Consider the following 20,278-nt stretch of genomic DNA (forward strand, 5'->3'; position numbering starts at 1 on the left):
GGGCTTTCATGAAATACCGCGTGCCCGCAGTTCTATTTCTTCTTGCCAGCTCTATGCAGAGCGCTCTGGCTGACCCGTGTCAGGATCGTTTCACGGAACTCTATCTGCAACTCGATCAGACGACGCCGACCAAGACCCAGGTGACCACCGCCTTCAAGGGCGCGCCGCCAACCACCAATGACTTTTTCTACCTGTCGCAAGATCACTATCTGACCGTGCCGACCTCACCGGAAGGCCCCTGGGTGCTTGGCTACGGCAACGTGCTCTACCAATCCGCAGACCAGGGGTCGACCTGGGAAAAGATCCGCGAGATGGATACCGGCCAGAACGCGGATCAGGCACGTGTCGACAAGGAAACGAACGCAGCCACTATCCGCAACGCGGCCTGCAGCGAGGAAGAGCTGGAGGGCGAGGCCGTGGAGGTGGTGGCCGCGGATATCACCGTCAGCCAGGGCATGGTCACGGAAAACCGCTATACCTACTATGTCCGCCGCAGTGACGATTTCATCGTCAAGGCGATCTACGACAGCAAGGCCCCGTCTTTCGAGATGGTCACCACCCAGGTGATCGAAAAAGCCCCTGGCCTGAACCTGCCGGTGCCGGAGTAGGTAAATCGTTCAGGGTGCAGCGAGTCCTGGCGTTGATCGATGGTTCCGAATTCCTGCCCGGACCTCGGGATCGTCGTATCCGCGCAGGCAGCCGAGCTTGCCTTAGCCGCGTCCGCGATAGGGGGCAACGCCCTGGTCGGGGATCCAGACGCCGTCCGGAGCGGGGCCGGTCTGGTAGAAGACGTCGATCGGGATGCCGCCGCGCGGGTACCAATAGCCGCCGATGCGAAGCCACTCCGGATCGAGCAGGTCGACCAGGCGCTTGCCGATGGAAACCGTGCAGTCCTCGTGGAAGGCGCCGTGGTTACGGAAGGAGCCGAGGAACAGTTTCAGCGACTTGCTCTCGACCAGGAAATCACGCGGCACATAGTCGATCACCAGATGAGCGAAGTCCGGCGCACCGGTGATCGGGCAGAGCGAAGTGAATTCCGGGGCGACGAAGCGGACCATGTAGCCCGTGCCAGCCTGCGGGTTCGGCACTTTTTCCAGAACCGCCTTGTCGGGATCGTCAGGAAGTTCGGTGGAAGACCCGAGCTGGATCAGGTTCTCGTAGATGCTCTTGTCGGACATGACTGTCTCCTGATTTTGAGCCCGTTCCGGGGACACGCTTTTGCGCTGTCGGTGGATGGGCTCCGTGTTCTTGAATGAACTCGCAAAGACCCAGAATTTGGGTTTTCGCTTCCCTGCGTCCTCATCCTGAGGAGGACCGTCAGGTCCGTCTCGAAGGATGGGCCGCTTGTTCTGTGCGTGCCGCCCATCCTTCGAGCCGCCGCTGGAGCGTCTCTCCTCAGGATGAGGGAGCGGTTTTGAAAAGCTTCCTCTCCGTCGTCATCCCGGACGAAGATCCGGGATCGGAGAGGCGAAGGCCTGTCGATTCTGCTCGCGACACCGTTGGCTTCCCGGTCCCGGCTCGCGCTACGCTCGGCCGGGATGACGCCGGAAAGGCCGGTTCCTAAACCCCGCGCAAATTGCCCCAGATCATCGTGTGAAGCTGCGGCAGGACGGTGGCTGCATACCATCTGTCGGAGGTAACCCGGTCCACAAGCCAGCGCATGCGCTCCATGATGCCGGCCATGTCGATGGTGGCATCGGTGTCGGCTGCCGCCGGCGGGGTGTGGTTGCCCGGCTGCAGGAAGCAGCTGAGGTGCGGATAACGGTCTGAGACGTCCCGTGCGAAGGCATAGTCCGCCTCGTCGAAGACGACGACCTTCAGGACTGTCTGCGTCTCAGGCCCTGCGGCCTCGACGCATTCCGCCAGGCGCTGCCAGTCGGTGACCATGCCCGAGGACGGCGGTTTCGGGCTCAGCGTCAGGACGTCGAGATCGGCAAACCAGTCCTTGGCGAGGCTGCCCTGTGTTTCCAGCGCGAAACGGTAACCCTCTTTCCGGCCGAGCTCGATCAGGCCACCCAGCGGCTGGATCGCCGGATTGCCACCGGAAAGCGACACTGTCAGCGGATTGCCGCCGGACAGGATCTCCACCTGCATCAGGATGGCTTCCGGCGTCATCGGACACCATTCGTCCCGATGAGCGCTGTCGACCGCATGCAGCGTGTCGCACCAGGAGCAGCGGTAATCGCAGCCGCCAGTGCGCACGAACACGGTGGGTTGGCCAATCAGGGCGCCTTCGCCCTGAATGGTGGGGCCAAATATTTCGCTGACCCGGATCTGTTCGATACTCATGCCGCACGCGCCCCCGGATAGAAGAGGGGTCGGAATTCGGCGCAGGTCTTCGGCGTTTCCTTCACGCGAACGGCCGAGGTTTCCGGCCAGCGCTGGCGGCACCAGTTGTAGAAATAGCGCGCCATGGTCTCGGCGGTCACGCAATCATCGCCCAGCACGTCATTCAGGTGCCGGTGGTCGAGCGTGTCGTCGATGAAGCGCTTGAATTCGGAAAGTTCGCGGTAATCGCGCACGAAGCCGATGCCGTTCAGCTCTTCCGACATCAGCTCCACCTCGACCACATAGTTGTGGCCATGCAGGCGGGCGCAGGGGTGGTCTTCTCCCAGGCCAAGGATCTGGTGGCTGGCGGAGAAGTGGAATTCCTTGGTGATCCTAAACATTGCACGCCTCCTTCCAGAACGCTTCGTCTGCGTAGACCGTCGGGTCGATGCCGCCGGCAAGGTGAAAGGCTTCGCGCCGTTCCACGCAGGTGCCGCAGCGCCCGCAGTGAACCTCGCCGCCCTTGTAGCAGGACCAGGTCTTGCGATAGTCGACGCCAAGCCTCAGTCCTTCGGCGGCGATGTCCGCCTTGGAGGTGTGGACGTAAGGCGTGAATAGGCTGATCTCGCCCATGCCTTCCAGCGCGTGGCGCTGCATGGTCTCGAAGCTTTCGGTGAAGGCCGGACGGCAGTCCGGATAGATGAAGTGGTCGCCGCCATGAACGGCGGTCGCGACCGCTTCGGCACCGCGCGCGCTGGCAATGCCGAAGGCAATGGAAAGCATGATCGCGTTGCGGTTCGGTACAACGGTGATCTTCATGGTTTCCTCGGCATAATGCCCGTCCGGCACGTCCAGATCGTCGGTCAGCGCCGAGCCGGTCAGCTGGCGGCCGATATTGGAAATGTCGATCAGGATATGCTCGGTGTTCAGCTCATCGGCACAGGCCTTCGCGTAGTCCAGCTCCTTCTTGTGGCGCTGGCCATAGTCGAAAGATACGAGGCCGATCAGCTCGTGTTCCCGCGCAACCTTGTGCGCAAGGGTGACGGAATCCATTCCGCCGGAACAGATGACAAGTGTTTTCAACGATGTGGTCCCTTGTTTTCGCTGGCACCGGGTAGGCTGCGACCGGTGGTTCCCTTTTGGGGAACGGCGCGCGTTTTAGCAGGTTTTGGCGAAAAGGGAAGGGTGAGGCATGCCTTGAAGGATTTTCAGGAAAAGCAGGAAAATCGACAACGCGGGCGCTTTAGGCCCAGATTGCCATCCTCAGGCCGCGCTCATCACGGCGGAAGTCCTTCGGAAACGGTTCCGCTTCTCCCCGAAAGATCCGCTCGGCAATCAGGCTGTTGGCGGCGGCATCCAGAAGGTCGTCGCGGCCGCAGCCGCGCGGTGGCCTCTGGTCGAGGAACTCTCCGGGCAACCCCTTGGAGACGAGAAGGTCCCGCCGCTGGTCAAGGCCGTGCGGGTTGGCGCGGCTCTTGACCTTTTTGGGCAGGCTCATTTCCGCGCCGCCGTTGAGGCGCCAGAAGGCAAGTTCCGGGTGAACCTCGTGGACGCGTGTCTCCAGCTCCGGTGTCATCAGGGCGTCGATTTCCTGTATTTTCGGGAACAGGAAGAAACACTGCTTGGAGACTTTTTTAGGCGGTTCGGACGTGGCGAGTGCCGTGTTGCAGGCCTTCAGGTAGTCGTCTTCATAAACAGCGGGGCGGGCGGGTACGGTAAACACCGAGGATTGGCGCATGCCAAGGTGCTTGCGAGCAGCCTTTTCCGGGCCGCGACCGCCAGGGCCGATGCGGTCTGGCAAGCCGATGGGCATGTCGACAGCGACAATGGCAAGATGCGGGGTGTGTCCGACAATATCCGCGAAGGTCGGAAAGACGATCAGATCCAGATCGGCGGGGTCTTCCAGATTGCGGATGACCGCAATCCAGCCGGCCTTGCAGCCGTCGACGCCGGCAACCCTTGTGCCTGCCCCGTCAGGCACGGGCCTTTGCTTCCAGAACCCGGCGCGAGGTGACGAGGGCCATTGCCTTCACCACGGAGTTCTGCTCCTCGGCGAACAGCAATTCGTCCGCGCCCTTGCGCACGCTGCGGGCAACCAGCTCAAAAACGGAGGCCGACGCACGTTTCAACGCTTCCTCGTCGTTTTGTCCGGCCAGAAGGTTGGCCAGGAACAGGCCTGCGATCAGGTCTCCGGTGCCGTGCGGTGGATTGGCGATGGAAGCATGCTCGGCTGCAACGGCGCCGCGCGGGCCTGCCAGAAGGTTGGCAATGGCATTGCGGCGCAAGGCTGGCGAAGAGGTCACCATCACGCGCTCGTTGCCGAGAACCCGGGCGGCAGCGAGAGCCTGCATTTCGCTGTCGATCTCGCGGCCCGTCAGCCAGCCGAGTTCAAAGGCATTGGGCGTGACGACATCGGCCAGGGGCACCAGCTGGTCTCGGATTGCCTCGGCCGTTGCCGTGGGCACATAAAGGTTGCCGCTGCCGTCGTGCTGGTCGCCCATGACCGGATCGCACAGGTATGGCGCATCCGGATTGTGGGTCTTGACGGCCTTCACAAGTGACGCGATGGCAGCCGCCTGTTCCGGATTGCCGAGATAGCCGGAAATCACCGCGCCGACTTCTGCCAGTTTCGGGGACGCGGCAAGATCCTCAACAATGGCAGTGAAGTCTGCTGCAGGGGCGACGATGCGAGTGCCCTTGCCCTGTCCCGGATGCCAGGGCAGCAGGATGGTCGGCAGAAACCAGACATCGTGGCCGATCCGTTCCAGCGCGAAGGTCAGACCGCGACCGCTGATACCGCCACGGACTACCTGGGAGGTGATCACCAGAACCGGCTTTTTCTGTGGCTCGGGGGCGCCCGGCTGCATCATGGGATGGTGTTCCTTCCGGGGTCAGGCAGCGTCGGAAGACGACTTGCTGCCGGTGCCGTAGCGCTTTTCGATATAGTCCAGAACCATCTGCTTGAACTCGTCGGCAATGCCGGGACCTCGCAGGGTCATGACCTTCTCGCCATCGATGAAGACAGGGGCCGACGGTGTTTCGCCGGTGCCGGGCAGGGAAATGCCGATGTCGGCATGCTTGGATTCGCCCGGGCCGTTGACGATGCAGCCCATCACGGCCACGTTGAGGCTTTCAACGCCCGGATATTGTTCACGCCACTTGGGCATGGACACGCGGATGTGGTCCTGAATGTCCTGGGCCAGTTCCTGGAAAACCGTGGAAGTGGTGCGGCCACAGCCCGGGCAGGCGGCCACCACCGGCACGAAGGCGCGGAAACCCATCACCTGCAAAAGCTCCTGAGCTACCTGCACCTCGCGGGTGCGGTCGCCGCCCGGTTCCGGTGTCAGCGACACGCGGATGGTGTCGCCAATGCCCTGCTGCAGGAGAATGCCCATGGAAGCGGCGGACGAAACGATGCCCTTGGTGCCCATGCCGGCTTCGGTGAGGCCGAGATGCAGGGCATAGTCGCAGCGACGGGCGAGATCGGCATAAACGGCGATCAGGTCCTGCACCTGGCTGACCTTGGCCGAGAGAATGATCTTGTCACGGCCCATGCCGAGGCCTTCGGCGCGCTCGGCGGACAGAAGCCCGGACTGGATAATCGCTTCGCGCATGACGGCCGCTGCTGAAACCGGATTTGCACTTTCGGCATTCTCGTCCATCAGCTTCGTCAGAAGCTCCTGATCGAGTGAGCCCCAGTTGACGCCGATCCGGACCGCCTTGTCGTGCTTCTGTGCGATGTCGATGATCTGCGAGAACTGCGTGTCGCGCTTGGCCTTGAAGCCGACGTTGCCCGGGTTGATGCGATACTTGTCGAGCGCGGCGGCGCAATCGGGATAGTCGGTCAGCAGCTTGTGGCCGATGTAGTGGAAGTCGCCGACGAGCGGCACCGTGATGCCGATCCGCTCCAGCCGTTCCTTGATCCGCGGCACCTGGGCGGCCGCTTCCGCGCGGTCCACGGTGATGCGGACGATTTCGGAGCCGGCACGGGCGAGCGCGGCCACCTGTGCGACGGTCGCATCGGCATCCGCCGTGTCTGTATTGGTCATGGATTGCACCACGATGGGTGCATCGCCGCCAACCATCACATTGCCGACCTTCACACCGACGGAGGAGCGGCGGGGCAGGGCTTTCGCGAAATCATCGATCATCACAGGAACCAACGGGTTTTGAGCGTTTGCCCCTCATATGAGGGAACTGGGGCCGACTTTCCAGCGCATGATTAGGGCGTGCGGCAAAAAAGGGCAATGGCAGAGCCGCGGCAAAGGCAGGTCGATCTTCAGGCTCGCGGACGTTGCCACATGGTTTTCAGCCCGCTATGAGCTTGCATGGGCCGGCCCTAACCGTCGGCCGTCTTGTTGTGGAAGGTGCTGCATGTTGAAACGGTTGCTGTCGGACTCTGTTTCCATTGTCTTTGGCAATCTGGAAACCGTGTTCAAGGTTTGTGGTGGCTGGTTTCTCCTGCAGTTTGTGCTGTCTCTCTTCATTCTGGCGAATGGCGCGCAGATCGATGAGGCGACCGCGCCTGAAGATATTTCCGGAACGACGGTCCTGCTGCTGGTAACGACCATGGTGATTGCCTTGTTATCGTCCGCTTCCATTTCGGTCGCCTGGCACCGGTTCGGTCTGTTGAACGAGCGGCCCGGACCGCTGCACTTTCGCGTCGGCGCTGTCGAGTTCCGTTTCATCGGGCAAATGCTTTTGCTGTCGCTGGCCGCGGTCGTTGTTGTGCTGCCTGCAGGGCTGGTGATTGGTGTGCTGTCGAGCCTGTTCAACAGCACCGCCATGACGGTGGTTTTGTGGATCGTCGCGATATTCATTCTCGCCCCGTTCCTGTTCCGCCTGAACCTCAGCCTGCCGGCCGTTGCCGTCGAGCGACCGCTCGGCTTCAGTCAGATGCTTCAGTTCGGAAAGGGCCTCGGCATGCCGATGTTTCTGGCCGCACTTATCCTGATCCTGCCGTTTGTCGTCGTTGGCGAAGCGCTGCAATATGTCCTTGGTCTTTTGTCCGGAGGCCTTCCGGCAGCCCTCATCCAGATGAAGATCCTGGTGCTGAACGTGCTGGTGCAGATCATCGTCACGGTGCTGGGTATCTCGATCCTGACGGCGGGTTACCGGATCGCGATGGAACGGCCGGAGGGGGCTGGTGCGCCGGCCTGAATCGCGTATCCTGCGGCCGTTGCAAGCAACCGGAGCAGACCATGTTTTTCACCGTTCTGGAACGTTCGCTGTCGTTGGCGCAGCATAATTTCGGGACGCTTCTGAAAACCGGCTGGGCCTATATCCTGCTCCTGGTCGCCCTGAATTTCGCCATCGGCGGCTCGCTGATGCCGGAAAGCGGCTTCAAGACCGTTTCCTACATGACCGAGCCGGTCGCCGCTGCCGATGAAGGCGCACTCAGGGCGCTGGCCGCCATTGCCAACCTGCTGGTCGGCTTTTCCATTGCCATTGCCTATGTCCGGCGCATTCTGATCGACGCGCGGGATTTTCCTGTTACCTTCGGGGCGCGCAACATACGCGTCATTCTCAACCAGATCGTCCTCAGCCTGATCGGCGCCCTGTCACTGATACCGCTGGTGATTGTTTCCCTGCTGCTGGCTGCAGTCACGGCGGGCATCGGGCTGCTGCTTCTGTTTCTGGCGCCGTTCATTGCACTGATGGTGGTGCAACGCTTTTCCGTCGTGCTGCCGGCATCGGCGGTGGACGATCCGCTGACGCTCAAGGAAAGCTGGCAGGCAACGTCCGGGCTCGGCTGGGCCATGGCCTTTGCGGCGCTGGTGATGAGCCTGCTTGCAGGTTTGCTGGTCGGCATCTGGGCGGTCGTTCTTGGCGTTAGCGATGGATTGATGCCTGCCAGCGTCTTGTGGCAGCAGATCCGTTCGGCGGTCTTTCCGATGGGCACCATGCTGATCCTGGTCTGGGCGTTTGCCAGCCTGCACGCGACCTTCTACGGCCTGATCCGCGAACGCTTTGCCGCGCAACTCGGACTTCGACAGGAAGATCTTTCCAAAGTGGAGGAAACGCGGGATGCCGCCAGGGCCCGTGCACGCAAGGCGCTTGACGGGGCGCAGCGCATGAACCGGCGCTGATGAAGGCAACATGGATCAAATTTCATCATTCCGATGTTGCAGTGCGGCGATAACTGGTCGAATGTGTGCCTGAAATTTTCTGTTCTGACGCCTTGTTGCCTTCCGTGGAAGGCAGAACGAGGTCAAGCCTTTCAACGATCCGTTTCCGGATGGCCGGACACTCCCGGCCGATGATCCGCCGATCAAGGGAGATCCCAAATGCTTGCCAACAAAACCGCCGTCATCACCGGATCCACTTCGGGCATCGGGCTCGGATGCGCCCGCGCCTTCGCGGAAAAAGGCGCCAATGTCGTGATCAACGGGTTGGGCGATACCAATGAGATCGAAAAGACCCGGGCCGCTATCGAGGCGGATTTCGGGGTGCGCTGCACCTATTCGCCGGCAAACATGCTGAAGGGCGACGAGATCGCCGGCATGATCGCCGATGCGGAAAAGGAATTCGGCGGTGTCGATATCCTGGTCAACAATGCCGGCATCCAGTTCGTGTCGCCGGTCGACGAATTCCCGGTCGACAAGTGGGATGCCATCATCGCCATCAACCTGACGTCCGCCTTCCATGCGATCCGTGCCGCGCTGCCCGGCATGAAGTCCAAGGGCTGGGGACGGATCATCAACACGGCTTCCGCCCACGCGCTGGTCGCCTCGCCCTACAAGTCCGCCTATGTGGCCGCCAAGCACGGCATTGCCGGTCTCACCAAGACCGTGGCGCTGGAAGTCGCGCAGCAGGGTATCACCGTCAACGCCATCTGCCCGGGCTATGTCTGGACACCGCTGGTGGAAGCGCAGATCCCCGACACAATGAAGGCGCGCAACATGACCGAAGAGCAGGTCAAGAACGACGTCATGCTAGCCGCGCAGCCGACGAAGCAGTTCGTGACCATCGAACAGGTGGCGGGCTACGCGGTGTTCCTGTGCTCCGATACGGCATCGTCGATCACCGGCTCGATCCTGCCCATCGATGGCGGCTGGACCGCACACTGATCCACGCTGCTCGCGGTGCGGGCTGATGCCTGCCCGCGACCATCGCCGAACCACCGGAACAAGGGAGCCGTCATGGCCGCGCCTAAGAAGATCAACCTTGCCCTTCAAGGTGGCGGCGCACACGGCGCCTTCACCTGGGGCGTTCTGGACTGGTTCCTGGAAGACAAGCGGCTGAAGATCGACGCCATCAGCGGCACGTCGGCCGGTGCCATGAATGCGGTGGTGCTTGCCGGCGGCATGCAGGACGGCGGCGAAGACGGTGCGAGAGCGCGCCTTGAAGCTTTCTGGTACGAGGTCAGCCGGCAGGCCAAATACAGCCCGATCCAGCGCTCGCCGCTGGACGTGTTCCTGGGGGAGTGGAGCCTCGATCATTCCCCCAGCTATCTGTTCTTCGATGTGCTGACGCGGTTTGCGTCGCCTTACGAATTCAATCCGCTCAACGCCAATCCGCTGCGCGATGTCCTGGAAAAAACCGTCGATTTCGACCGTGTTCACCAATGCGAACACATGAAGATCTTCGTTTCGGCAACCAACGTCTTCACCGGCAAGATCCGGGTGTTCAGCGAAAAGGAAGTCACGCTGGATGCGGTGATGGCATCCGCGTGTCTGCCGCAGGTGTTCCAGGCGGTGGAAATCGAGGGCGAGCCCTATTGGGATGGCGGCTACATGGGCAATCCGCCACTCTATCCGCTGTTCTACGACACCGACACGCCGGATGTGATGCTCATCCAGATCAACCCGATCGAACGGCGCAAGGTGCCGAAGACCGCGCGGGAGATCGTCAACCGGCTCAACGAGATCACCTTCAATTCCACGCTTCTTCGCGAGCTCCGGGCCATCGACTTCGTCACGCGCCTGATCGAGGAAGGCAAGCTGTCGAGCGAGGAATACATGAAGGTCAACATGCACCGGATTTCCGCCGGGGAGCTGAAGCCGCTGCAAGCCTCGTCGAAACTCAACGCCGAATGGGCGTTTCTCACCGATCTCAGGGACCTTGGGCGCAAGACCGCGCAGGAATGGCTCGAGCGGCACTATGACGACATCGGCAAGCGCTCGACCATCGACGTCAAGGAAGAGATTTCCTGACGGGCGGCCGGCTCAGTTTCTTAACCTTTTGTTAGCCGTGTTTGCAGGTGGCGTTGCAATTTGCAATGCAGCAGATGTGAAGAAAGTCTAAACGGAATCAGCATCTTGTGTCAGGCGGGTTTAACTGAACCAGATCTGGTTTGAATGGCTTTGAAAACAAATTGGCAAGGCTTTTGCGTTTTGATTGGCACGCTGATTGTCAGGTAGTGCGTCGTCAGCGCTTAGATGGACGGAAGGAGTGGGCACTCGCGACCCCGCCTGCTTCTTCCCTCCCTCCCTTGCTTCCCGGCGATGATGCCCGCCCTGCGGCAAAGGATCGCCACGATGTGAAGCGGATCTGCCTCATTTTCTCACTTTTTCAATCTTCTGATCGGATACAGTCCTTCAACCGCCACAAGTGCGACCTATCTTTAGGTGGAGATTGGCAAAGGGATTCGCGATGAAAAACAGGGTGACCCGGGTTCTTGCAGGCTGCGTTGGCGCAATGGCCCTTCTGGCGGCAGCCGGTGGAGCACAGGCTGGCAGCGACGCAGAGCGCATGGCCGAGATCAAGGAAAAGGGCGGTTGCCCCGGTTGCGATCTTCGGCTGGCGGAACTTCGTGGTCTGGTTCTTGAGAACGGCGATTTCGGCCGTGCCAATCTGCGGGAAGTCGACCTCAAGGAAGCCCTTTTGAAAGACGCGAACTTCAAGGGCTCCGATTTCCGGCGGACGGAAGCCGAGCGGGCGGATTTCTCCGGCAGCGATTTTTCCGGTGCGAACATGCGCTCCGTCGATCTTGAAAAAGCCAATCTGAACAAATCGAATTTCCAGGATGCGGACCTTCGGGACGCGGATCTGAACACGGTTGAGGCAAATGGAGCCGTTTTCGACGGCGCGGACATGCGCAATGTCCTGTTGACCCGGTCGATTGCGGACGCGGCTTCCTTCAAGGGTGCCAAGATGGATGATGCCAACCTTGAGCGCGTGGACCTGAATGGCGCCAACTTCCAGGATGCCCGCATGCGCCAGGCCAAGCTCGACAGGGTCAAGGCTCATAACGCCAATTTTTCCGGGGCGGATTTCACCGGCGTACGGCTGGTCAGTTCCGACCTGACGGGCGCAAATCTGAAGGGTGTTGATTTCGACGGCGCTCTACTGCGCCGTACCCGTCTCGCCGGGGCGGACCTGTCGGGTGCCTATAATCTCGACCCCAGCCGCATCCTCGGTGCCTGCGGCGACGAGAACACCAAGCTGCCGAACGGCATCAAGCTCGTCCCCTGCGCCTACTAGGTGCCTCCGAGCGGTTCTCCGTCCATCCGACTTGCCACTTCGCAAAGTGAGCGTTCCGGCTTTACCGAAACGCGTACACGGGTTGCGCAATGATCATGCCTGCAGGACAGGTCAAGCCGGCTTGATCTGAACAACTTTCATGCGTTCCCGGGGTGAATGTCCCGAACAGGCTGGTCATCCGGCATGTCGGTCGACCGGAAACAAAAAATGCTGCCACACGTGGTGCGGCAGCATCTTGAACATTGCGGAAACGGCTTCCTAGAACAGGTCGAAGGCGAAACGGTAGGTGACGCCGGCACCGATGCTGAACTGGTTTTCGCTGCCGTTCTTGGCGATCGGGCTGTCCGCCGCGTCGCCAACCAGCCGGTCATAGCCACCTTGCAGGTGCAGGCGGACGTCGTCGTTGAAATCGTAGCTGGCGCGGGCCGCCAGGCCGACGCTCTTGAAGCCGGCGCTCGGGTTGAACTTCGTCAGGCGGCCACCACTGTTGGCTGCTTCGGTCGAGCTCACGCCGAAATAGGTGTCCATGTATTCGTCAGAGGCAAAGCCTGCACGCGGACCGAAGCTGACTTCCCACTTTTCAGCGGGATAGACGATGCCGTCGAGGCCGAGCTGACCAACCTGGCCCGTGTGCCCGTTGATGCCCTGACGCAGTTCGGCGAAAGCGCGGAAATGCTCGGTGCGGAAACCACCGCCGAGACCGAGTTCAAGCGCCCAATCGATGGTGTTGGTGCCGGTCAGATCGGTGCTGTCGCTGGCCTTGCGTTCGCCGATGAAGTTGAACGACGGGTAGAAGAACACACCGGACTTGCGGCGGCCGTCGACAACCTGGCCAAGGCCGGGGAAGTAGAAGCGGCCGACCGAAACGATCGGGAAGGGGTAGACCAGATAGGAGTCTGCAGCCTCGTAACGCGGCTGGACAATGGCGCCGACACCGAGGTCAACCACGAACTGGCGGGTCGCATCCTGCTCAGACAGGTCTCCACTCTGCGCCAGAGCGGCTCCAGACACAGCGCTTAGAGCAAGCGCCAGCGCGGCGCGCGTCATCAACTTGAACATTCAACCCCATCCGACAAGGAATTCCGTTGGCAGGAAGATAGCACGAGAAGAGCTTACACAAACCCTAAGCTGAGAGGGTTTTGCCGGACTGTTGCATTTCCGCACCGCCCAGTTGCTGGTGCGAAGCTTAAGCACAATCAAATGTCGGTGACGCTGCCGTCTTGCAGCAAGGCTGTCAGGAAGCTACATGAGGGCAAGACCAGATTTCGAACGGCAACGGACCGGACCATGACCGCACTCTTCAACGTGATACTGCTCGCCCTGGAACTCTACACGTATGTGATTATCGCCAGCGCGATCTTCTCCTGGCTCTATGCCTTCAACATCGTCAATTCGAGCAATCAGATCATCAATTCCATTGGCCGGGTTCTCTACAATCTGACGGAGCCTGCGCTCAGGCCGATCCGGCGGTTCCTGCCTGATCTCGGCGGTGTCGATATTTCTCCGGTGATCCTGCTGCTGGCGATCATCTTTGTCCGCCAGCTGATCATCCTGAACATCCTGCCGATGTTCCGCGGCTACTGACGCCCTCACCATGAAGAGCCCGGCCGATTTGCCGGGCTTCAATCGGTTGCTCCAGCCTCTTCTTCCCAAGTGCTTCAAGCGCATTTGCATCGGAATGGCGGATCGCAACAGGATATTAAAAAAGCCCGGGTCAATCGCCCGGCCCCTAAACCCAAGTGTGGTTGCAAGCAAAACGGCTCCAGCGTTTAGCGAAGCAGACATTCGCGCCAGCTAGGCTCGCAGGCGCTTCCGGCCCAACGGGGCGTTCGATCAGTCTGTGGTGAAGTTCTGCTTGGAGGTCTTTCGAGACATTCGGTGTTTTTCACTCAACGACTTTTAAGGGCGGGGAGTGTGAATTCGCTGCGGACGGAACGAGTGTCTGAAACGGGGCCGAAAGTGGACTGGCAGCTTCGAGGTCCTACGTATCGATAGCTGCCGTTCAGATAGCGGCATCGAAATCTCTACCTGTTTGCCGCATCTGATCCGGTCTTCTCATTGGTATCACGAAGTATGACGACACCCGCGATGTCCGGCAGGTCATCCATTGCAGTGAAGTCGTCGCCATCTGCAATCCTAAGTGCGAATTCGACCATCGGATGCAGGCCACGCCGTAGGCCTAGATAATCCGGATCAAGCTTTTCGAGCGACGTTGTAAGGCGCAGCCGCGCAAGACCAGACGCGGCCCTCTCCGGTGTCCCGCTGCCGGGGCGTGTCCCTTGGCCGACGTTGCACAACAGGCAATGCAGGGGAATCGAATGGACACGGTGCACGTCGAACGATTCGTCTGGGAGCGCGCATGCGACAGCCGACGCTTCTGCCAGGCTGATGCCGAAGCCGAGCACCTGATTAGGATCATCGGATTGCAGCGACTGGCATTTTGGGGGCACGCGGCTCAGGTCAGTAACATGGTTGTAGAAGGCGTAAAGGGCTGGGACACCTTGGTTTCGCGCGGTGGCTAGTAACTGGTCGATCTGGCGAACCGGCGGCGTCCGCTTGCCGATATTGCGATTGATGCCTTTGTAAATCTGCTCAGCATCTTCAAGCCGCTTGGCTTGGACGAGGATAGTCAGCGACTGCGTCCCGTGAACGTTCACAAACGACCACAGCCAATCCGCACCGGTCTTGGCCTCTTGCGCCTTGTTGAACGCAACAACCTGAACTTGGCCGGGATACGCAGTCTTCAGATCAAGCAGGATCGTTTCGGTGATCGTCTCCTCATTGAATGGTAGACGCGAGCTTTTGGCTGCGCTCCGCTTCGCCCAAACCATACGCGACAAAGCCAAGAGGAATACCTGCTCTTGCGAGAGGCTACTCATGCGCGTCTCCCCTTGAAGTCGATAGTGCTCTCGCTCCGTTTATCCGGTTATTCGTCATTTTGCTCGGCCGCGAAAATGCCTTGCCATCGTTCGCGGATCTGTCCTATCCCAGCGTTGACAAGTGGTTCGAGGAAGTTAGCCGAGTTGTCGACAAGCCCTTCCGCAACTTGGTCTGCGGCCTCGCCGATTATCTTGCTGCCCAACGTTTTCAGCGCCCCTTTTATAACCGCCTTCACGCCGCGGTCAGGCGCGCCAGCATCGATCAAAGCACGCTTCACTGCCTCGTGTTGAGCGTCTGGAATGATGTTCAACATCAGGTCTGTGACTGTATCCAAGGGCGCGCGTACGAGCGCAGAATTAAATGAAGTGTCGGAGAAATGCCCTATTTCTCGGATCCTCTGGCGCAGGTGAGCGAGGGTTAGAGGGTTCTCGATCTCCATAACGAAATAATCGCCATCTTTGGCAAACTTCGTGTTGATCAGTGCATTTTTGATAAGCTCGTCGAGCCTATGCCGATCACTACCATACCGGCGTATTTCCAGATCGAAAATTAACTGCGAAGCCTTCGTCCGTGTGACCATTAGATCTGTCATCAGACTGTAGATAGTTGCTTCAGTCTGAAGGATGCCAAGATTGCGCATTAAATCAAAGACACGCAGTTCGATCTCTCGCTTGGGAAGTGAGCCAAATGCTGGCGTCATGAAGTCCTTGAGGAAGTGTTCAACTTCGGCCCTGAGTTCTTCTTCCCCGATCAATTCGAGCGCGCGCGCGATGTCCATTAAATCCGCTCCCAGAATAGCCTAAGCGACCGACAAGGTTCGGTGCAATTCCCTCGCTAGTGATCATAACACTAATGTGCGCTCTACAGTTGAGGAAGTTGGAAATGAAATGGCGATATGTATCTTGGTTGAAGCTGAGGCCTGCCTCAGCCAGCTTCTGAAGGAAAATTTGGGACCAAGTATTAGATTAATCGAAGTGACATTGAATGTCCTTTCCGGGGCCGAAAGCAGACCGGAAGCTCTCGATACAGAGCAAGCTCGAGCGGTCGTTAGACCGACGTGTGCTCTGGGCTCAGTGTACCCGAGATTTCGCGTTGTCCGCTCGTGGTGCAGTATCCCAACGCTCTATCAACGTCGCCATAGGAACGGAGTGCAAGTGATGCTCAGAGCTCGACATCAGCAATAGCCGATTGATGGTGTTGTCCTGAAAGCCACTGAACCGAAACGCGGTCGTAAGACGCGCCGCGATCGCGGGGACTTTGGCGTGCGCGATCAAGGATTTCATCGTGTCCCGCTGTCGCCGGAAGCGTGCAGCGAGCTGCGCCTCGAAATTAGGTTTCAGGTTCTCAGCGGAACGAGTGGCTGTGTACGAGAAGGCGGAACGGAAGAGCGATCCCATCCCGCGGAACGACGGGTCTTCGAATACGCGAAGTATCGCCTGGTGGCCCACAGGGAATCCGATCGGGGTAGACGCAATCTCGCGCTGCAACTGGATCAGGGCAGAGGTGGTGCCGAGATGGCGCCTGGCGAGCGCCGCTTGAAGCTCCTTCCAGCGGAAGGAACTGTCGGTCAGTATTTGAGCGCCGGTCGCCTGGGCCAGGTACATCGCCATCTCGAAGTTGGGGGCCATCTTCATCACTTCGAACTGGCCGCCATTCGTGAGAGAGTCTTCCTGTAAGATGGCTAGCGTGTCGTCAACCTTCATCTGTTCGACGAGGTCGACGAGTGTATTCATCGGCATCGGTTCGTCATCACCGGCCATCTTCAACATGCGCTCGGCGAGGGCTTCATTTGGCATGTTCAGCATCGTACGGCGCATGTCTTCTTGAATCACCGCCTCAAGCCTTGGGTCCTCGGCCGGACCGAGATTTATAGCCCGAGATCTGGCCTCAGCCATTGCCATCATCTGATCACGGAGGTGAAAATCGAAATCGCATGGATCCGGGATCAGGGTGATCAGCCCGGCCTCAACAAGCGGCATGAGCTGGAAGAAAGTCATCAGGGTCTTGAGAGCTTCGCCTCGGTACTTGCGAGGGTGCTCTGTGGGGCGCTTGTCTTCCTGCAGGGTCCGAGAGATTAAGAACGGGTTCTGGATGATGACCTCACCGAAATACAGAGGCGCCCCGAGCGCAAACTCCATTATCAGCTTGGGATGTAGCGATCCTGTATAGACCGAGCGCATCATGCCGTCCGGCTTGGGCAAGAGGGCTAGCAGGTCGGTCTCGAGCGGCCACAGGCCCTCGTACAGGCGATACATCAGGGCGATCTTGTCGTCGGTCATCTCGCGGCGGATCGTATCCCAATCCTTGGTCCTCAATTCGAAGAGCTTGGTCAGAGCGTCCATGAACATCATGTTGCGCTCACGGATGCTTTTCTCCGTCCACGACGTGCGTAGGTGCGCCGACTTATCCCGACAGCAATTCCCGAACGAGTGGCCGGATCCACAAGGACAGTATTCGCGTGGCCGGGGAAGAACCTTCGGCTTCTCCTTGAGCAGCCATTCCCGTGGCTTCTCGGTTCGCCCGAACTGGTCCTGATAGTAGACTTCTCCGTTTTCGAAGCTGGCATACATCTCTCCGCCGAACCGGTAGAGTTCGTCCGACGGCGGAAGGAAAGTCGTACGCAGGTCAGCCCAGGACTTGGACACCACCTTTTCAGGGAAAAGATCCTCCCGGCGGGAACCGGCGACATAGCGGTCAGCACGAGCCTTGATCACGAGGTTCACCTCGGCGACCTGATCGTCGGTCAGGTGCCGCTTCCTGATGAACTCAATCGTGGACACCATCGTGGACTGGTAGTTCCGCGCGAACGTCCGCTTCGCGTCGGGGTTAGTTTCGGGGTTCTTCGCGTATTCGAGGTTGGTCAGGATTAGGAGGTGATCCGGCTCCAACGGGAAAAGCGTCTGCGAGCCTTTGAGAGCGGTCGACGGATCTTCGGGATACCGGTTCCGGGCGTCGGACGGTGGTATGGCATGGTTATAAACGGTGATAGGGTGGTCGCTTACGATGAACTTGACGCCAGCCCGCTCCGCTGAGACGATCTCACGAACTCCGGTGGTCCAAGTCGTAATGTTGAACATACGGATACCCTGCATCTCGACCATCAACTGGTTCTGGGCGACGCCCGGCAAAATTTCGCTAACTCGACCGATCTCCGGATACTGCTGGCGTAGCCACGCGAGACCTTTGGGGGTTCGCAGCTTCTGGATGTCCAGGAATTCGAAGAGGTCCATGAAATGTTCATGCCAGGCACCTTGATCATCGCCGCAGAATGCCCGGACTGCGTCGGCACCTCGCCTATCGATGTCACCGAAAAACGTTCTCTCGATCTCATCGTTGACCCCGGCACCGAAGAATGTCGAGTAGAGGTCCTGCTCGACAAACGCCCGTGACGTAGGTGAATCGAAAAGGCAGCGCCCGCTAGCCGCCGTTCCGTCACGGCGTTTGAAAGTGGGTGGCTTCAGGTCAAGGAGGCAATGCGTGGTTTTCCCAGGCGTGAAGAACCTTTCCTGATACCATTGCGGGACATAGTGGTTCTTCCTGGTTACTGACATAAGTGCTCGCTGCGTCCGATACGGGATATCCAACCAGCCTGATTCGTTAATCGGCCGACCAATAATGTCCGTTATCAACAGTAGCGAGAAGCTTGCCGAATGTCAGGAATGGGGACGCGTTGCCGTCATTGATTGAGCACACGTCCAATGGCAGCTTTGGGGCCGTTTCTTTCATTTGATCTAAGGTCCGGATTGTCCGATCAGTTGCCATTCAAGGCCCTTGGCTTTTATTCGTCCGCGGTTCCCTGCGTGCTGAAACCACTCCGTACGGCAATTGGGAGACGAAGATCGGCGGCGCAGTCTGCGCGGTATTGCAGACCGATATGAAAATCGAACGCAGCGATGGCGGTTATGGCATTCACCGCAGTTCCCTTGACCGCAGGATACTCTAGGATTTCGGCTTGGGGTATCGCTTGACGCCCTTCGGGAACCCGGCGTTCACGCCGGGAATTTTCAGCGTGCTGGTGTCCCACCCGTTGGCTTTCAGCGCGCCCGGCAGCCAGAACCCAACCGAGTTTGACAGCAGCTGGTCACTGTTGATCAGCGAATACTTGAGCCGCATCATGAAGGCATCGATGTCATCCGCCGAGGTCAACGGGTAATCTCCGGGGATTTGCTTCGATAACACGGTCTCAATGTCGTCGACGTTGTAGAACGCATTCCGCGCGATCTGGGTGCGATTGTAGACACCCAGCCAAGCGGTCTGCGAATAGAAGCCATAAGTCGCGGCATCGAGATCGCTGGTAAACACTTCAAGCGGGCACTGTGTGATCACCGAAACCTTCGTGCAGGGGGCCACCGCATAGGGCATGATCAGGATGTTCTCTGCCCCGATCTTGCCGTCGCTCAAGACAGGCAGGGCCGCCGCAAGCTGGTTGGTCGACAAGGTCAGCCCCGCCCCATAATTGGTGCCGATGGGCATGTGCACCACAACACGGGCGTCAGCCCAGTTGATTGTGTCGGTGTTGTTGGCGATCATCATTTGCAACTCCTGGACACTGTTGAGTGCCGCCAGCATGAAGGTGCCGATCATCACGTTGTTGAACGGCACTTCATAGCGCTTGTCACCGCCATTGTAGAAATCTTCCGCGACCGACCTGGCGTCAAAATTCTTCACCTTCCCGGCACGGACACGTTGGACATAATCCAGCGCCATCCACATCCCATAGGTCATCATGGCGTTGATCTCGTCCGGGCGTTCCTTCCAGGAGGGCGCGTCCAGCTTGCTGATCCAGTCAGGGTTAAGCTTCAACTGCGATGCAGCATGGGCGATGCGGGTCTCGAGGTCCGACAACAGCTTGTCAAAGAGCGGAGAGTTGTCTGCCTTCAGCGCCGCAAGATAGGCCAGGGCGGGGCCAATGTGCGACAGCGCCGTCGCCTGCACGAAACCTGTGGCCGGGTCGTTGCGGGTGAGCACATGGTCCAGCAGCTTGCCAGCGGAGGCCTGTTTGCCGTCATAAACAAATACACCGTAGCCATTCACGATGACCAAGGGACCATCGGAGGCAATAGGGCCTGCCCCGCCGTTCTTGGCCACCACTTGCGCCAACGCCCAGCCGATGCTGGGGTTGTCTGCACTGCCTTGGCTGCGAGGGAAGATGTTGAAAAGGCAGGTGAACGTCGAATCCACGCTTGGCGGGGCGGCACAAGGATCGGTGCTTTGCGCCCTGAGAGGCAGGGCCAGGCCAAGGATCAAAACGAGAGCGAGCACGGGAACCGAATACAGACGCATATCAAAACCCCTTTGGCTGACTATGCGCGCAATCATACACACTCAAGATTGAGTTGGCATGGGAAGACCACACAAAGTTGTCTCCGGAATATGGTAAACCCAGTCGTTCCCTTATGTTGACTTCACATCAGGCTTGCTTGCGTTCTGACCCAAGGTCCGCTTTGTCCACTCTGCTGCCGTTCGTGCACGTCGCGACGAATGTCCGGTTCCCGTGCAACGAACGGCGGTTTTCAGGACAAGGCCGAGCGCTGGTGAATGATCAATTTGCGGGCGCGAGGCGGGCGATTTGCGTTCCTGCCAGCGCAGGGCCGGGGAAGCCGCAGTTTCTTGCTTGTTTCAGATTTTCAAAACATGTCCGAACCCCGAAGGCCCTGCAGGACCAAGGAGTTCGGCTTAATCTTTTACCTTACGCCCATTTTGT

General features: G+C 59.4%; 19 protein-coding genes. 7 read left to right on the forward strand and 12 right to left on the reverse strand.

What is annotated here, in order from left to right; genetic code table 11:
* Positions 1–8: 8 nt before the first annotated feature.
* On the forward strand, positions 9–608 hold the full coding sequence (locus FIV05_RS08050) for a hypothetical protein (protein WP_152509193.1): 600 nt from the start codon (positions 9–11) through the stop codon (positions 606–608).
* Between the two features lie 102 nt (positions 609–710).
* On the opposite strand, the gene queF is transcribed toward FIV05_RS08050, so the two are convergent.
* The 7 genes from queF to ispG form a co-directional block, all read right to left on the reverse strand.
* Positions 711–1,178, reverse strand: a complete 468-nt coding sequence (gene queF / locus FIV05_RS08055; protein WP_152509194.1) for a preQ(1) synthase — start codon at positions 1,176–1,178, stop codon at positions 711–713.
* Positions 1,179–1,560: 382 nt separating this feature from the next.
* A complete protein-coding gene (gene queE, locus FIV05_RS08060) occupies positions 1,561–2,289 on the reverse strand; it encodes a 7-carboxy-7-deazaguanine synthase QueE (RefSeq protein ID WP_152509195.1) in 729 nt (242 codons plus the stop codon).
* On the reverse strand, positions 2,286–2,669 hold the full coding sequence (queD, locus tag FIV05_RS08065) for a 6-carboxytetrahydropterin synthase QueD (RefSeq protein WP_152509196.1): 384 nt from the start codon (positions 2,667–2,669) through the stop codon (positions 2,286–2,288). Before queD ends, queE begins: the two co-directional genes overlap by 4 nt.
* Positions 2,662–3,351, reverse strand: coding sequence for a 7-cyano-7-deazaguanine synthase QueC (gene queC, locus FIV05_RS08070; RefSeq protein ID WP_077291507.1), 690 nt, complete (start codon positions 3,349–3,351; stop codon positions 2,662–2,664). Before queC ends, queD begins: the two co-directional genes overlap by 8 nt.
* A 160-nt stretch (positions 3,352–3,511) precedes the next feature.
* Positions 3,512–4,249: a DUF429 domain-containing protein gene (locus FIV05_RS08075; protein WP_152509197.1), complete on the reverse strand. Its 738-nt coding sequence runs from the start codon at positions 4,247–4,249 to the stop codon at positions 3,512–3,514.
* Entirely contained in the window at positions 4,242–5,138 is an 897-nt protein-coding gene (gene pdxY, locus FIV05_RS08080) for a pyridoxal kinase (RefSeq protein ID WP_152509198.1), read from the reverse strand. Before pdxY ends, FIV05_RS08075 begins: the two co-directional genes overlap by 8 nt.
* A gap of 21 nt (positions 5,139–5,159) precedes the next feature.
* Positions 5,160–6,419, reverse strand: a complete 1,260-nt coding sequence (ispG, locus tag FIV05_RS08085) for a flavodoxin-dependent (E)-4-hydroxy-3-methylbut-2-enyl-diphosphate synthase (RefSeq protein ID WP_075284112.1) — start codon at positions 6,417–6,419, stop codon at positions 5,160–5,162.
* A 223-nt stretch (positions 6,420–6,642) separates the two neighbouring features.
* Here ispG and FIV05_RS08090 point away from each other — a divergent pair, with 223 nt between their 5' ends.
* From FIV05_RS08090 to FIV05_RS08110, 5 genes are all read left to right on the forward strand, one after another.
* Positions 6,643–7,428: a hypothetical protein gene (locus tag FIV05_RS08090; protein WP_152509199.1), complete on the forward strand. Its 786-nt coding sequence runs from the start codon at positions 6,643–6,645 to the stop codon at positions 7,426–7,428.
* Between the two features lie 41 nt (positions 7,429–7,469).
* Positions 7,470–8,357 (forward strand): 4-hydroxy-3-methylbut-2-en-1-yl diphosphate synthase, encoded by an 888-nt coding sequence (locus FIV05_RS08095; protein ID WP_152509200.1) that lies wholly within the window; start codon positions 7,470–7,472, stop codon positions 8,355–8,357.
* Positions 8,358–8,555: 198 nt separating this feature from the next.
* Entirely contained in the window at positions 8,556–9,338 is a 783-nt protein-coding gene (locus tag FIV05_RS08100) for a 3-hydroxybutyrate dehydrogenase (RefSeq protein WP_152509201.1), read from the forward strand.
* 72 nt (positions 9,339–9,410) lie between these two features.
* Positions 9,411–10,424, forward strand: coding sequence for a patatin-like phospholipase family protein (locus FIV05_RS08105; protein WP_152509202.1), 1,014 nt, complete (start codon positions 9,411–9,413; stop codon positions 10,422–10,424).
* 439 nt (positions 10,425–10,863) lie between these two features.
* Positions 10,864–11,694: a pentapeptide repeat-containing protein gene (locus FIV05_RS08110; RefSeq protein WP_152509203.1), complete on the forward strand. Its 831-nt coding sequence runs from the start codon at positions 10,864–10,866 to the stop codon at positions 11,692–11,694.
* Between the two features lie 258 nt (positions 11,695–11,952).
* Here FIV05_RS08110 and FIV05_RS08115 read toward each other — a convergent pair whose 3' ends face one another.
* The gene (locus FIV05_RS08115; RefSeq protein ID WP_152509204.1) at positions 11,953–12,753 is read right to left on the reverse strand and encodes a MipA/OmpV family protein; all 801 of its coding nucleotides are present in this window, start codon (positions 12,751–12,753) and stop codon (positions 11,953–11,955) included.
* Positions 12,754–12,981: 228 nt separating this feature from the next.
* Between FIV05_RS08115 and FIV05_RS08120 the strand changes: the two genes are divergently transcribed.
* Complete coding sequence (locus FIV05_RS08120) at positions 12,982–13,278, forward strand: YggT family protein (RefSeq protein ID WP_023002770.1); 297 nt, start codon at positions 12,982–12,984, stop codon at positions 13,276–13,278.
* Positions 13,279–13,718: 440 nt separating this feature from the next.
* Here FIV05_RS08120 and FIV05_RS08125 read toward each other — a convergent pair whose 3' ends face one another.
* From FIV05_RS08125 to FIV05_RS08140, 4 genes are all read right to left on the reverse strand, one after another.
* Entirely contained in the window at positions 13,719–14,573 is an 855-nt protein-coding gene (locus FIV05_RS08125) for a DUF6615 family protein (RefSeq protein WP_152509205.1), read from the reverse strand.
* Positions 14,574–14,620: 47 nt separating this feature from the next.
* Positions 14,621–15,352 carry a hypothetical protein gene (locus FIV05_RS08130; protein WP_152509206.1) on the reverse strand — a complete coding sequence of 244 codons (732 nt, stop codon included), beginning with the start codon at positions 15,350–15,352 and terminating at the stop codon, positions 14,621–14,623.
* A 292-nt stretch (positions 15,353–15,644) separates the two neighbouring features.
* Positions 15,645–18,125: a DUF4238 domain-containing protein gene (locus FIV05_RS08135; RefSeq protein ID WP_152509207.1), complete on the reverse strand. Its 2,481-nt coding sequence runs from the start codon at positions 18,123–18,125 to the stop codon at positions 15,645–15,647.
* 388 nt (positions 18,126–18,513) lie between these two features.
* Positions 18,514–19,893: a DUF5624 domain-containing protein gene (locus FIV05_RS08140; RefSeq protein ID WP_152509208.1), complete on the reverse strand. Its 1,380-nt coding sequence runs from the start codon at positions 19,891–19,893 to the stop codon at positions 18,514–18,516.
* Positions 19,894–20,278 lie beyond the last annotated feature (385 nt).

It is taken from the genome of Labrenzia sp. THAF191a (assembly GCF_009363335.1).
Taxonomy (GTDB): domain Bacteria; phylum Pseudomonadota; class Alphaproteobacteria; order Rhizobiales; family Stappiaceae; genus Roseibium; species Roseibium algicola.